This window comes from candidate division WOR-3 bacterium (genome assembly GCA_039802005.1).
In the GTDB taxonomy this organism is placed as follows: Bacteria; Hydrothermota; Tepidihabitantia; order SM23-42; family JAOAFX01; genus JAOAFX01.
Map to the genome: position 1 here is coordinate 34,217 of JBDRVV010000013.1, position 14,635 is coordinate 48,851.

A 14,635-nucleotide genomic window follows, 5' to 3' on the forward strand; every position below is an offset into this window, starting at 1 on the left:
TAATTATATAAAAATTTTGTTCAGAGTCAAGAATGAAGTTAAAAAATATGGGGTAGCAATCATTTGCTACCCCATCAATGTTCACCAAGATTCCATTATTATTTTAGCATTATTGCCTTTTCCACGATTTTCTCATTGTCGGTCTCGAGTTGGACAAAATAGACACCCGCAGGTAGTTTACGACCTTCGTGGTCTTTTCCATTCCAGAGAATGAATGCGTTTTGACTGAGCTCGTTGTAAGTCCATTCTCTCACAAGCCTGCCTGTTGCGTCAAATATCTTGATTATTGCTGAAGACTGATTTTCTGGTACTACATAGTGTATGCGTAATTTCCCAGTAAATGGATTTTGGGAGAAAGTGAGTCGCGATATATCTGTTTTATTGCCAGACTCAGAGATTCCGACATAACTTGAAAGATTTCCGACTTCCCAATCAAGCAATGCGGGATTGTTCGGCGATTTTGTCAGACGATAGAAAAGCCCTTTTAATCTTATCGTGTTATATGTCACAGTGTCAGTCATCAGGTTCAATTTGACCGTATCAACCGCATTGTGGCTGAATTTTCCGGTTGAATTACCAGGAATGATGGAGTTAGGAACTAATTGCCAGGTAGAACCGGTGTAATATTCAACCTGAATACCTATGGAATCGCCACCTGTTGCCTTGCGCCAGATAATATCGCCCCAGCGTGAACGGGCATAGGTTTTTGAAAGCTCGGAATAGACGACTGGTGGGCTATATAGGACACCTGAATTGTTCTGGTAAGTGTAAGAATAGGAGAGAATCACATTATCGGTTCCGCATGCCCAGCCCCAGTGAGATGATGTGGTACTATCACTGAAGAACCACTCAAATTGGACCGAATCGCAAGGTAATTGGGAAGTTAGGTCTATGTCGGCAGTCCCGTTAACACTGGTGGTATATTCAGCAATATTTGTCCAGCTTGTCCAGGTGCCACCGGTTCTTTTGCGGAATTTTACACGGAGTTTTTCACCGGTCTCATAGACTCTAAATCCATATCCATAACGAATTCTTAAGTTTGCTGCAGTCGGAGGAACATAGACCTTCGGTGAAATCAGTTCCTCATTATAGTTGATCACACCGCTGCCCGCATCATCATCTGAATAGTATGCATAGGCAGTGCCATAGTTGGGTGGAGTGTAAGAACCCAAATCGGTCGTTGTACCTGTTGTCCAACGGTATCCATCATTATTGCCATCAACCCAGGTCCAGCCTGCAGGCATTCCGGATTCAAAATTAGCAGTAAGGAGGGTATCTTCTACATAACCTACTGGCACAAGCACTACACTATCACCCTGAACCTGTGTGCCATTGAATGTACAACCTAAGAATTGTGCATAGGTTGTCTGGAACCAGGAACAAGTTCCAGATGGTATATCAGTCTTTATTGTGAAAGACCTTCGTGCAGTAGGTGCAGACCACATTCCACTTGTGGTTGAATCAGCGGCTTTAACTTTCCACCAATAAGTAGTGTTGTTGGTTAGAGAAACAGGCAGGGTATAGGTGATAGTTGCACCACTTGGATATAGTCCGGTTGTTATACTATCCTGGTTTGTAAATGCGGTATCAGTTGACCAGTAGATTCTGTATTTTACCATATCATTCTGTGGGTCAGTAGTTGTGAGTTTAAATATCGGGTTCAATGTTGCAAATTTTGCATAGTTGAATGGAGCGATGATTGTAGGTGTAAATGGTGTGCCGGGTAATGGTGTGGCATTGACGGCAGCGAGTGCATCAATTCTACCCGCACCAAAATCATTATCCTTTCCTGAAGGACCAAGGTCAACAGCAGTAACCTGGAGAATACTATCTATCTCACGGCGGGAAAGATATGGATTCTTCTGAAGCATCAATGCAACAGTTCCTGCAACATGTGGTGTTGCCATTGAAGTTCCATTCCAGCCGTCAAGATAGCCAGTATTATTATTATAGGCACAGGATTTGATATTCACACCCGGTGCTGAAACATCGGGCTTGGTTAATCCTGGTGGGTAGGGATAGTCATTGTAACCAGTGACTGTATCCCACCTAACAGGCCCAGGTGAAGAGAATGAAGCTATAGCATCGTTTATATCAGTTGCACCAATACTTATTACATTTGATTGGGCACCTGTTGCTCCATTCTGTGGATGGCGCCAAGGTGAAGGAACACTTCCCGGGCATCTCAGGGCATAAGGTGGAAGGTCAAAACCTCTTTCATTACCGGCAGCAACGATCATCACGATCCCTGCGGCACCGACATTATTGCAGGCGGTGCGCCACATTGCAACCCTTGGTGACCAGGCATATCGCCAGCCGAGGGACATTGTTATCAAATCACCACCATGGGTTGGTGAAAGTGGTGGTGAGACAACAAACTGCATCGCCTGCCAGACTTGATTCTCGGCTGTACTATCAGCAACCGTCCTCACACGACAGCATAACATCTGGGCATCTGGTGCTACACCACACTGGGAACCAGCAGTCCCATCGGATGCAACAGAGCCTGCACAATGGGTACCGTGTCCCTGGGCATCCATCGGGTCGTTATTATTCAACTCAAAATTCCATCCATGATTTGGGTAATTCGGGTCGGTCCAGATATGGTCAGCAAGGTCAACATGGTTGTAATTCACACCGGTATCAATGATACCGACAACAATACCTTGACCCGTATAGCCCAGTGCCCATACTGCTGGAGCATTGATTTTGCTCACACCCCAGGCAATCTCTCTTTCTTGTGATGTCTTGTCTGCAGGCGCAGGGAATTGCTCTGGCTTTTCTATATCAATGGGCTTCAGGTCATAATCAATATAGAAAATATCCCGATTATTATCCAATTCTGCAATCACATCCTTTGTTGCTTCACAATAGATCGCATTTACAATCCAGATTGACACAATATTTTTAACCTTATTCTGTTTTTCCATCCTTGCGAGATATTCAAGAACAGGTTTCTGGTTTTCCAGCGAATAAGCACGCAGTATCTCGGCAGTCCTTGCCCTTCTTTCAGGTTTTGGTAATCCTTCAACTGCCCTCGTTAGATCATTCACATCCATCTGTTTTTTGAAGACAATGTCTATAGGAATAAAATCCGATGAACGTGCATTGGTAGTAACATTTTTAAGTTCCGGGCTTATCAACGCAAAACCTGGGATTATCAAAACAAACAATAAAAGTATGTTAATGAGTTTCATAAAAACCTCCCCTTTTCACTTTTAGACAAAGAAAGAAACTTATTTATTTTTATTTTATTTCTACCACCCCCTTTCATATCTATATTATATTTTCTTTTTTAGTAATGTCAAGACTTAAGTTTAAAATAGATTGAATTATTATAATAAATATTTAATTGACTTTGGGTAAACTTTGGCTAAAATTCTATAAATAAAATGGCACGAAGAAAAGATACTTTCCTTTGGATATTTTTGGTGATTTATACCATTTTATCACTTCTTCTTTTTGACCCCAAATTATTCACCGGCGGTGATAATGCTGTTTATGTAAATCTTGCTGAATCTATTACTACGGGAAAAGGATATAAAAATATATATTTGCCAGATGAATTACCACATACTCAATATCCACCAGGTTTCCCCCTGCTATTATCAATCCCGTTTATCATTTTTGGTAAGAATATTTTGATATTTAAAATAGTTATCTTTCTAACTGGACTGGGTGCATTTGTATTCTTTTATCTGATCACCAGAAAAATCTTCAATGAAAATTTTATGATTCTAATTTTTTTCTACCTCTCAGTCCCGATATTTATAATATACAACCACTGGATTCTTTCTGAAATTCCATTTCTGTTTTTCTCACTTGGTGCCTTATATTTTCTGTTGAAATTTTTTAATAAAAAAACTTTTTTAAATTTTTTGATTGCTTCATTATTTGCGATCTATGCCTTTTTCATAAGAACCGCAGGCATTTCATTGATTCTCGGTTTCTTGCTGTTTTTGATAATAAAAAAAGAATACAAATATTTTATAATATTTTTAGCATTATTTTTGCTTTTCTTTATTCCCTGGGAAGTTAGAAATGCAGGGATACCTGATAATACGGGTTATTTAAGACAACTGCTTGCAAAAAATCCTTATCAAATGGAACTTGGCACGATAGGAACTTCTGATTTCATTATGCGGATATGGGATAATTTTATCCTATACACCTTTACCATACTCCCTGCAACCCTTCTGCCAATACTACATTCTCAGGGATTGTCTTTCATTCTGGGGCTGATATTTATCGTGTTTTTGATAATTGGATTTATTACAAGATTAAGAAATTTTAACATTATTGAGACATATTTTATCTTTGGTATAGGGGTATTACTTGCCTGGCCCAGGGTATGGTCATCAGATAGATTTCTACTACCTTTGATGCCGGTGATATTAATCTACATATATTATGGTTTTATCTGGCTTCAGGATAAATTGAAAATTAAATATTTCGTATCTGTGGTATCTGGGTTGATAATTATTCTAAATATAATCTGGATGATTTCGCAGTCAAAGACATCAATTAATTACAATTTAGACTACATAAAAGGGAATAAATATGCAGGTTATCCTTTGGATTGGCGCCGTTATTTTGAGACACTTGAATACATAAGAAAAAACATTCCGGAAGAAAAAATAATAATGGCACGTAAGCCTGAGTTTGTCTATCTGCTTTCAAAACATAAATCATTTTGTTATCCATTTACTACAAATAAAAATGAAATAAAAGAATCAATAAAGAAAGCGGATTATATAATTTTTGATAGTTTCCAGTGGACCGGCACCACCATGCGTTATTTATTGCCTTTTATACAGGAGCATCCTGAGAGTTTTGAAATTATCTACAAAACCAGTTATCCCGAATTTTTCCTGTTAAGGGTAAAGAAAGAAAATTTTTAATGCAGGTTTTTAGTCTTTATTTCAACGATTGTTTTAATGCCACCCCTGGGATTGAATTCACCGCGCACAATTGCCCAGCGTGGCTTTACCGCCTTAACAAAATCCTGGAAGATTCTGTTCACCGCATTCTCATAAAAAATCCCTAAATTTCTATAAGCAAGGATATACATTTTTAGTGATTTTAATTCTACAAAATATTTATTCGGTTCATATTCTATTGTGATCGTTCCCGTATCAGGTAGTCCAGTTTTGGGGCAGACTGAAGAATACTCAGGGATAATTATTGTTATCTTATAATTCTTAAATTGATTGGGGAGAATATCAAGTTTGGGCAATTCTGCCTTTAATCCAGCAATGGCATGTTTTTTTGTGTAATTTTGCATTGTCTCTCCTATTCAAAAGAATGCTCTTTATCAGGATATATGCCAACTTTTACTTCATTTATATAGGTCAGCACGGCCTTTTTTATCTCAAATCCAACATTTGCATATCGTTTAACGAACTTTGGTTTAAAATCTTCATAAAAACCAAGCATATCGTGCAATACAAGTATCTGCCCATCACAATATGGACCAGCGCCGATGCCGATCGTGGGAATCTTCAACATTTTAGTGATTCTCTTTGCAAGTTGCATAGGAACTTTTTCAAGGACTATTGCAAAACACCCTGCAGATTCAAGTTGTTTAGCATCCTTTATTATCTGTCCAGCCTCCTTTTTTGTTTTTCCGCGCAATTTATAACCACCGAATTTATGGATTGACTGGGGTGTCAGGCCAAGATGTCCCATTACTGGAATGCCGAGTTGCACAAGTCTTTCAATCGTCTTCAAAATTGGACCCGCACCTTCAATCTTAACACCTGCTGCACCCATTTTCAAAAAACTTCCAGCATTCTTCACTGTCTCGTCTATGCTACACTGGTATGATAAAAATGGCATATCTGTAATCACCAGCGCATTTTTAACGGCACGGGCAACGACCTTTGTATGATAGAGCATATCAGACATTGTTATCGGTAGGGTATTTTTTTCCCCGGCAACGACATTTGCTGCAGAATCGCCGACCAGAATTATTTCAATCCCTGCCTCATCAAGTATTTTTGCAGTAGGATAATCATAGGCAGTTAGACAGGCAATCTTTTCTTTCTTCTTTTTCATCTGGATAATTGTTTCTGTAGTAATCATTCTTTTGATATAATTTTTCGCGGTGTCTTCAATTGTATGATTTCGCGATAAATCAAATCAAGGTCCGTGCTCGTTAAAAAGTCAAAGCCCTTGATGTTGACAATCAAAAGAAGGCTCGTGTTGTAGTGTATAAAAAATGAATTATACGCCTCGCATAGTTTTACAAGATACTCATATTCAATATTCCGTTCGTATGGGCGGTCACGCTGTTTTATCCTTTTATACAATAAATCAGGGGTAGACTGGAGATAGACCACCACATCCGGCCTGGGGATCTCTTTTTCAATGAGCGAATAGATTTTATCGTATAATGAGAATTCATCTTCGGTCAGATTGACTTCGGCAAAGATGCGATCCTTGGCAAATAGATAATCGCTGATCAGCCGTGAATGGAAGAGGTCCATCTGGTTGATTTTTCTCTGCTGACGGTATCTGGACATAAGAAAATATAACTGCGTATGGAATGCATAATAACTCGGGTTGGAATAGAATTTTGCCAAAAACGGATTATCATCAAATTCTTCAAGAATCAATCCGGCATGGAACTTATTTGCTAAACCTTTGGCAAGGGTAGTCTTGCCTGCCCCGATTACGCCTTCAATCGCAATATATCTCAATTCCCTCATTCTTTACTCCTGCTTTCATTTCTTTAATGCTTTTATTTTGGGCAGGGGGTATGAAATTCGGGGCAATATCTGCCATTGGAATGATTGCGAAATTACGTTCAAAAAAATATGGATGGGGAATTTTTAAATCAGGTTCGTTGACAATGCGATTTCCATAAAAGATAATATCAATATCAATTATTCGCGGTCCCCATTTTTCAGTTTTTTCTCTTTTCAATTTCTTTTCTATCTCTTTGATTTTTTGTAATAATTCTTCTGGAGTAAAATCGGTCTCTGCTTCAACTGCCATATTCAGAAAATCAGGCTGGTCTTTTTTTCCCCATGGTTTGGTTTTATAGATTTTTGATTTCTTTAGAATTTTTATACCATTTTTTGATAATTCATCAACTGCATTCATTAAATTTTCTTTTAATTTGCCAAGATTTGTGCCTAAAAGGAGATAAACCCTTTCCATCTTTTCAATTCTATCCGAAATATCTATTTTGTCAAGGTGAGAGGGGTTTGATATTTCTTATTGACATTTAGCTGGATTTTTGTATTTTTATACGAAAAATATGGTTTTTAGAAACAAAAATAAATATAAAAAAAGGGGGTAATATGATGAATCTATCGTTCTTTGCTTTTATCTTTTTTATAACATCCACTGGAGTTATGTCTGGTTTCAATTCTGTAATTCAGGAGCCAATTTATTTTATTGCCAATAAGGGACAATGGGATGAAAAGGTGAAATTTATAGCCACTATCAATGGTGCTAAATACTGGTTTATGAATGATGGATTTATCTGTCAGACACTTGTGGTGAACAGTGATGAGAAAATAGATAATCCTAAAGAATTTTTTCCCAACAGACAAAATGCATTGCGTCGCCCAGAGATTAAATCAATTAAATGGACGTTAGAGAATGTATCAAAAGAAGTTCAAATTATTGGTTTGGATACCATGCCTCATTATTCAAATTATTTCATTGGTAATAAGCCGGAAAAATGGAGGACAGAAGTTCCTCATTTCAAAGCCATTTTTTATTCGGGTATTTATCCTGATATTGATCTAAAATTTTATGCGTGCGCTGATAATATTAAATACGATTTTATAGTCAAACCCGGTGCCGACCCTTCCAGTATTAGCATTCGATATAGTGAAATTGGGGCATTGAATGTATCAGAAGATGGGAAGTCAGTGATAGTCGCCAATGGAAATTTGCACAATGAGTTTGATTTACTTGTATATCAGGTTAGAGGTGGAAAAAAGATTGAGATAGATGGGCGGTTTAAGATTTCAAATAAAAATTCGTTAGGATTTGAAATTGGCGAATATGACAAAAGCCTGCCGTTAATTATCGACCCCAGGGTTTCTATTATCTACAGCACCTATCTCGGCGGTTCTTCTTATGAAAGTGGTAATGATGTGGTTGTAGATACCCTGGGCTGTGCTTATGTGACAGGCTATACCTTATCCACAAACTTTCCCCTGCAAAATCCATACCAGAATAATAATGCCGGTGGTTTTGATGTCTTTGTGAGTAAATTTTCTTACAATGGGAATCAATTGCTTTATAGCACCTATTTGGGTGGGACGGATGAAGATGTAACTTATGGAATTGCTATTGATAGCCTCGGAAATATCTATATTGCTGGCCGAACATCTTCAACCAATTTTCCGGTGATAAATTATTATCAGCAGTATTATGGAGGTGGTTTATATGATGCTTTCGTCACGAAAATTAGCGCCAGTGGTACCCAGCTTTTATTCAGCACCTATCTTGGTGGGTCAGGTGATGACCAGGCAATGGATATTGCTGTTGATCCGAATAGTCATTGTTATGTCGTAGGTAAAACTTCTTCTACCAATTTCCCTTTACGAAATCCTCTACAACCCAACTATGGTGGAGGTTATTTTGACTGTTTTATAACAAAATTTTTACCTTCAGGAAATCAACTTGCCTTCAGCACCTATTTAGGGGGCTCGGTTCTGGATGAAGGTTGGGGTCTGGCATTGGACAGTGCTAATAATATTTATACGGTTGGTTATACTTCTTCGCCTGATTTCCCTGTTCAGGATCCATTTCAGCCCAATCCGGCCGGTGCAAATGATGGCTTTGTAACCAAATTATCAGCGGCGGGGAATGCGCTCATTTATAGTACATATTTTGGGGGTGAATTATACGACTATTGTCAGGCAGTATGTGTTGATAGATTTGGTCATGCCTATGTGACTGGCGGCACTGAATCTGACAATTTCCCCATTTATAATCCGTATCAAAATATTCACTATGGGGTTGACGCCTTTGTATCAAAATTCAGTGTTAATGGAACAAATTTAGTTTTCAGTACTTTTTTAGGTGGCACGAGTTATGAATATGGACAGGACATCGCCGTGGACTCATATCAATGTGTTTATGTAACCGGATATACTGGTTCAGGAAATTTCCCCTTGAGAAATGCATTCCAGAATTTTTATGGTGGTGGTTATTATGATGGATTTATTACAAAATTTGTTTTTGCCGGTAATCAATTGAGTTATAGTTCCTATCTTGGTGGTAATAGCGATGATGTGCCGTATGGACTAGCCATTGACCAGAGTGGTTGTGCGTATGTAACCGGTAATACTCTATCATCTAATTTCCCAGTTATGAATCCTTTTCAGGGAATCATAAATGGTCCGGCCGATGCATTTTTGACTAAATTGAGTATGGATAATACCGGTTATATGGAAATGCCCGCAGTAAAAATGCCGGTTTTATTTAATATCCAGCCCAGCATTGTTTATGACATTATCAATATGGAGATAAAAATACCCCAATCCGATAAATTAGTAATTTCAGTATTGGATGTCAATGGCGGTAAAATTACCGAAATTTGTCCGCAAAATATTAATCCGGACAGGATGACAATATCCTGGAGTGCAAAAGACCTGCCAGCAGGCATATATTTCATTAAGATTGATATCGGAAGGGATTATTCAGGGGTGCGTAAATTTGTTAAATTGAATAACTGATAGACACTTGATCAAAATAATTAACATATCCAAATAATGTATTGTAGTATATTTGATTGTCTCTTATCTTTATTATTAATCAGTCGTTAAAAAGTATGTTCTGGAATTCCGGTAATTACCAGAATTCCAGAATAAATGAAGGCATTGCTAATGATGGTGAAAATCTATCTAATTACAATTTTCCCTGAAGTGATTTTACTAAAAGTGGTGAATATATAAAAATAAATCCCGGGATTTACTTTCTTCCCAGCCTTGTCTTTTAAATCCCATTCAACGATTTTGATCTCATTTTTTGCCGCAATTCCCTTGAATTCACGCAATTTTTTGCCGGTGATATCAAAGATTGAAATGCAGTAGGGTTCTCCTATGCCCTGGTTGAAAATGAATGTGGTATGATCAACGCACGGGTTAGGAATGGGAATAACTTCTGTGCTGGTTGGCTTTTGAGAAATCATCTCTCCTATACCCGTTAAATCTGTTACCTTGACGATCCCGGCCTGCCAGATCTCTTTTGTAGAATCAGGAAGCATTGTATCACACTGAATCCAGGTAACGATTTCGCACTTATTTACATTCCAATCTGGTTGGATTGTAAAATTCCGGCTCACGATTACCGAATCACCAGGATTAATTGTGACTGCTGTTCCACCAGTATCCGGCAAATAATCCCTTGCTACATGGTTATGCCAGTTATCGCCATTGGGTGCGGCAAAATAGACGCTGTCTTCAGTCAAAACAAAACGAATTCTGCCGCTGAAGGTTATTGTTGAATCATTGCGAAATTTCGCATAGACAATCCCACTGCCAGTATTCTGATTGTAAATTCCCCACATTGAGCAGGTAAACGGAGCCGGCCGGGTCATGGCATTCAAAATTTTTGTGCGCCAGGTGGGATAAACATTCGTGCCATGTTTATTTCCGTCATACCATAGCCATGGGCTAATATACCACCAACCATTTGAATACCAGGGTGGCGTGTAAAAATTATAAAGGCGTGCCCTTGCTTCTGGCGAATAAAGGGGATATTCATTGTCATAATGCATCTCAACGACCACAACTCTTCCCGGATAATCTATTGCAATTTTTGCCAGTGTACAACTGGCAGGATAACAGGAGCCTCAGTCTTCCTGGTACATTTCTTCACACACTACCATTCGCTGGACGCTGAAACTGAAATTTATTAAAAAAGTTATAGTTATTACTAAACAAAGTAAATATTTTTTATTCATACGGCACCCCGCGTACACAATTATAAATTATATCTTAGTTTTTCTTTTTGTCAATTATAGTATAACGCCGTTAATGTAATTGTAGAGTAATCTCTGCCACTGTAATTTAATCCCCCTGTTTCCCCCCTTTAGAAAAGTGGAATTAGTCCTTTCGCTTGCTCAAAATATTCTGCTCGTATTTTTTTATTGCGCCAAGCCAGTCCGGGTCAAGTGGGACATTGGAGATAAAACAGAAATAATCCCAGACTGCACTGAAAGGCAGTGTCTTTAACGCTTCATAAATACCGAGCCTGGAGATATAATCTTTTCTTTCTTCAAATTTCTTTAACATCTTTATCGGTTCAAGCATGGCGTATAATAGTGCCTTCTGGACTGAACGCGCACCCAGGACCCAGGCGCCGATACGGTTGAGGGTTGCATCAAAATAATCAAGCCCGATATAAATTCTTGAAAGTGCATCGCACCTTATGATTTCTGAAAATAACTCTCTGAGTGTATCATCAAATAGTGGTATATGGTCGCTGTCCCAGCGCACACCCCGGCTGATGTGAAGCAGAATGCCTTTGATAAATAAAAGCAGAGATGATATTTTATCCGCAATAGATTCAGTTGGATGAAAATGTCCGAGGTCAAGACAGAGCATTAAATCATTCTTTAAGGCATAACTCAGATAAAATTCAAATGAACCCGTAACAAATGATTCGCTTCCGATTCCGAAGAGTTTTGGCTCCAGGGAATCTCTTAAAAATTTTTCTGGATATTTTTTTGAATATATTTTATCAAGGGAATCTTTGAGCAGACTCCGATAACCGATACGGTCAACACAGATGTCCTTCATTCCATCAGGTATCCAGAGATTATGGACCGAGGGCATTTTTAATTCCCTGCCAAAATAGGCTGCGATCTCCCGCGAGCGGCGGACATGCTCAATCCAAAAATCCCTTATCTTTTTATTTTTACTGCTCAAGGTAAATCCATCTTCAGACAAAGGATGAGAAAATAGTGTAGCATTGAAATCAAGCCCTAATTTTCTTTCTTTTGCCCAGTCAACCCAGGATTGAAAATGCTCAATGCCGATCTCATTCCGCTCAACCTTTTTGTTCCCAAAATCACCATATATCGCATGGAGATTGATGCGGTGTCTGCCCGGGATTAAAGAGAGTGCCATTGCTAAATCCTGGCGCAATTCTAAAATATTCCTTGCCCTGCCTGGATAATTTCCCGTGACCTGTATCCCGCCCGAAAGTGGTGAACCCTGCATTTCAAATCCCTTTACATCATCACCCTGCCAGCAATGGATTGAAAGGCTTATCCGCGCAAGTTTTTTTATTACCTGCTCGGTATCAATCCCAAATTTTTGATACCTTTCCTGTGCATATCTATATTGTTCAATGATCTTATTCTTCATCTATTCTCCTTTGCGATTTTTTTCTGAGATCTTTTGATATTTTTCTTCATATCTATCCCATTTTTCTTTTTCCGCGGGATCATAAACTTTGATTGCAAACGAATCCCTGACAATCGCACGCAATTGCTCCAGAGATTTTATTCTACCTTTTGCCCTTGCCTGGACCAGAAGATTACCAATAGCAGTTGCCTCAACTGGACCCGCATATACGGTTAGTCCCGTAGCATCTGCAGTGAACTGGCAGAGCAGAGAATTCAAGGCACCACCACCGATTATGTGCAGAGCAGGATAATCCGCATTATGTATTTCCTGGACTTGTTTCAACACTCTCCGATATGCAAAGGCAAGACTCTCCAGAATACAACGCACAAACTCGCCGATATTTTCAGGAATTTTCTGACCGGTCTCTTTACAAAACGAGATTATCTCCTGGGTTAAATTATTACTATATAGAAATCTTGGATCATTGGTATCAATCAAGGAACGAAATCCTTCTGCGCTCTTTGCCAATGCAATCAGTTCTTCATAAGAATAAATTTTATCCCTGTCCCATTCCTTTTTGCAATTATGCAATATCCCGAGCCCGAATATATTCTTTAAAAGGCATATCTTTCTTTCTACACCACCTTCATTGGTAAAATTATAATGATAGGCTGTATCATTTATTAATGGCTTTTCAACCTCTATTCCGAATAATGACCAGGTGCCAGAGCTGATGTAGATAAAATCTTTATTTGTTGCCGGGACTGCGGCAATCGCAGAGGCAGTGTCATGTGAGGCAACGGCAATCACCAGGGTATCCTTCAATCCGGTCATTGATGATACAGCATTCTTTATACTGCCGATCTTGTTGCCGGGCTCAATGACCTCGGGAAATATTATAGAGTTCACTCCAATCGCCTCAATGATTTTTTCGTCCCATTCGTTTTTATTGATATTATAAATCTGGGAGGTCGTCGCAAAGGTGAATTCAGAAAATTTTTCTCCGGTTAAAAAATAATTTAATATATCGGGTATGAATAGAAGTGTTGATGCATTTTTGAGCAGGGGACTTTTGTTTACCTTCATTACATAGAGTTGATACAGGGTATTTATCTCCATAAACTGAATTCCGGTGCGTTGATAAATCTCTTTTTTAGAGATCTTTTTTGTGAATTTTTCAATCATTCCTCTGGTGCGCGAGTCGCGATATGAGAATGGCGGTGCAAGCAGATTGCCATTTTTATCAAATAGCCCAAAATCAACACCCCAGGTATCAATCCCGATTGATGTCGGTCTTTCGGTTATCTCCCTCGCGCAGATGGACAGACCTTTTAAGATTTCACGATAAAGATTTTCCATATCCCAGTGCAAGCCATCTGAGAGCTGAACAGGCTCATTGGGAAAGCGATACAGTTCTTTTATTGTTAATCGGTCTTTTTGGTCAAGTATCCCCGCAATTACCCTGCCACTACCGGCACCAAGGTCAATACCGAGATATGTATCAGGCATAGTCTTTGAGATTGAATCTTTTTATCAATTCCTTTATTTGTTTTTCAGAAAGTCCTTCGGGTTCAAATCCGGCATTTTTACAGATAAAAAATATCTCACAGGATTTGTTGACGGTATCAATCAAATCAAATGCCTCAAAAATATCTTTGCCAATTGCCACACAGCCATGCTTTTCCCAGACCACAATCCGGTGATTCTTCAATCTCTTTATTGTCTCTTTGCCAAGTTCTTCTGTGCCCGGGCATTTATAAGGCACAAACCCTACGCCTTCAGGAATGACCACCTTTACCTCAGGATGGATAGACCAGACAAGCTTGTTGAAATTTTTCTCATTTGCATATTCCTTTATATGGGTCAGGGCAATGATATGATTGGGATGGGTATGGAGAATTGCCTTTTTATCACTTTTGTTTTTTAATAAAAAGGCATAAATCAAAAGGTGGCTGATAAATTCGGATGTAGAAGGCCTATCGGTTTTATTTTCATTCAAGATATAGTAGCCATTAAGTTTCCTATCAATCATCACCAGTAGTATATTATCAGATGGATATTTTTTTATATCGCGTAGCCGTGCACCGGTAGCAGTGACGAGATAAAAGCGGTTTCCTAAAATCGGGTCAGGAACAGGAAATGGGAGTTTTTTGCTTTTTTTTAAAGATTTGATTCTATTATGCAACAATTCAGTGACATCAACTGAGAGATTGCCGGCATTGCGCTCTGCCCAGCCCTTTTGCCAGAGAAATGTACCCACTTCGCCGAGTTGATAAATTATCTTTTTCAATTCAGGAACTTCCAAAAACAAT

The 14,635-nt window shown here is 38.7% G+C and carries 11 protein-coding genes; 2 read left to right on the plus strand and 9 right to left on the minus strand.

The features are described from left to right. Positions 1–98 precede the first annotated feature (98 nt). On the minus strand, positions 99–3,197 hold the full coding sequence (locus tag ABIL69_05815; GenBank protein ID MEO0123506.1) for a S8 family serine peptidase: 3,099 nt from the start codon (positions 3,195–3,197) through the stop codon (positions 99–101). A gap of 195 nt (positions 3,198–3,392) precedes the next feature. On the opposite strand from ABIL69_05815, the gene ABIL69_05820 reads away from it, so the two are divergent. Continuing rightward, entirely contained in the window at positions 3,393–4,901 is a 1,509-nt protein-coding gene (locus ABIL69_05820) for a glycosyltransferase family 39 protein (protein ID MEO0123507.1), read from the plus strand. On the opposite strand, the gene queF is transcribed toward ABIL69_05820, so the two are convergent. The 4 genes from queF to folK are packed head-to-tail and all read right to left on the minus strand — an operon-like array spanning position 4,898 to position 7,164. Then, on the minus strand, positions 4,898–5,284 hold the full coding sequence (queF, locus tag ABIL69_05825; protein ID MEO0123508.1) for a preQ(1) synthase: 387 nt from the start codon (positions 5,282–5,284) through the stop codon (positions 4,898–4,900). The genes ABIL69_05820 and queF overlap by 4 nt on opposite strands. An 8-nt stretch (positions 5,285–5,292) precedes the next feature. Continuing rightward, positions 5,293–6,084 carry a 3-methyl-2-oxobutanoate hydroxymethyltransferase gene (panB, locus tag ABIL69_05830; protein ID MEO0123509.1) on the minus strand — a complete coding sequence of 264 codons (792 nt, stop codon included), beginning with the start codon at positions 6,082–6,084 and terminating at the stop codon, positions 5,293–5,295. After that, entirely contained in the window at positions 6,081–6,710 is a 630-nt protein-coding gene (locus tag ABIL69_05835) for a deoxynucleoside kinase (protein ID MEO0123510.1), read from the minus strand. The genes panB and ABIL69_05835 overlap by 4 nt, the downstream gene beginning before the upstream one ends. Then, positions 6,682–7,164 carry a 2-amino-4-hydroxy-6-hydroxymethyldihydropteridine diphosphokinase gene (gene folK, locus ABIL69_05840; protein MEO0123511.1) on the minus strand — a complete coding sequence of 161 codons (483 nt, stop codon included), beginning with the start codon at positions 7,162–7,164 and terminating at the stop codon, positions 6,682–6,684. The genes ABIL69_05835 and folK overlap by 29 nt, the downstream gene beginning before the upstream one ends. Before the next feature lie 143 nt (positions 7,165–7,307). Here folK and ABIL69_05845 point away from each other — a divergent pair, with 143 nt between their 5' ends. After that, the gene (locus ABIL69_05845; GenBank protein ID MEO0123512.1) at positions 7,308–9,704 is read left to right on the plus strand and encodes an SBBP repeat-containing protein; all 2,397 of its coding nucleotides are present in this window, start codon (positions 7,308–7,310) and stop codon (positions 9,702–9,704) included. Positions 9,705–9,868: 164 nt separating this feature from the next. On the opposite strand, the gene ABIL69_05850 is transcribed toward ABIL69_05845, so the two are convergent. The 4 genes from ABIL69_05850 to rhaD all read right to left on the minus strand — a co-directional run bounded on the left by ABIL69_05850 (position 9,869) and on the right by rhaD (position 14,634). Beyond that, entirely contained in the window at positions 9,869–10,759 is an 891-nt protein-coding gene (locus tag ABIL69_05850; GenBank protein MEO0123513.1) for an Omp28-related outer membrane protein, read from the minus strand. Between the two features lie 316 nt (positions 10,760–11,075). After that, complete coding sequence (locus ABIL69_05855) at positions 11,076–12,341, minus strand: L-rhamnose isomerase (protein ID MEO0123514.1); 1,266 nt, start codon at positions 12,339–12,341, stop codon at positions 11,076–11,078. Next, the gene (locus ABIL69_05860) at positions 12,342–13,832 is read right to left on the minus strand and encodes a rhamnulokinase family protein (protein MEO0123515.1); all 1,491 of its coding nucleotides are present in this window, start codon (positions 13,830–13,832) and stop codon (positions 12,342–12,344) included. Beyond that, on the minus strand, positions 13,825–14,634 hold the full coding sequence (gene rhaD, locus ABIL69_05865) for a rhamnulose-1-phosphate aldolase (protein MEO0123516.1): 810 nt from the start codon (positions 14,632–14,634) through the stop codon (positions 13,825–13,827). The genes ABIL69_05860 and rhaD overlap by 8 nt, the downstream gene beginning before the upstream one ends. Between the last annotated feature and the right edge of the window lies 1 nt (position 14,635).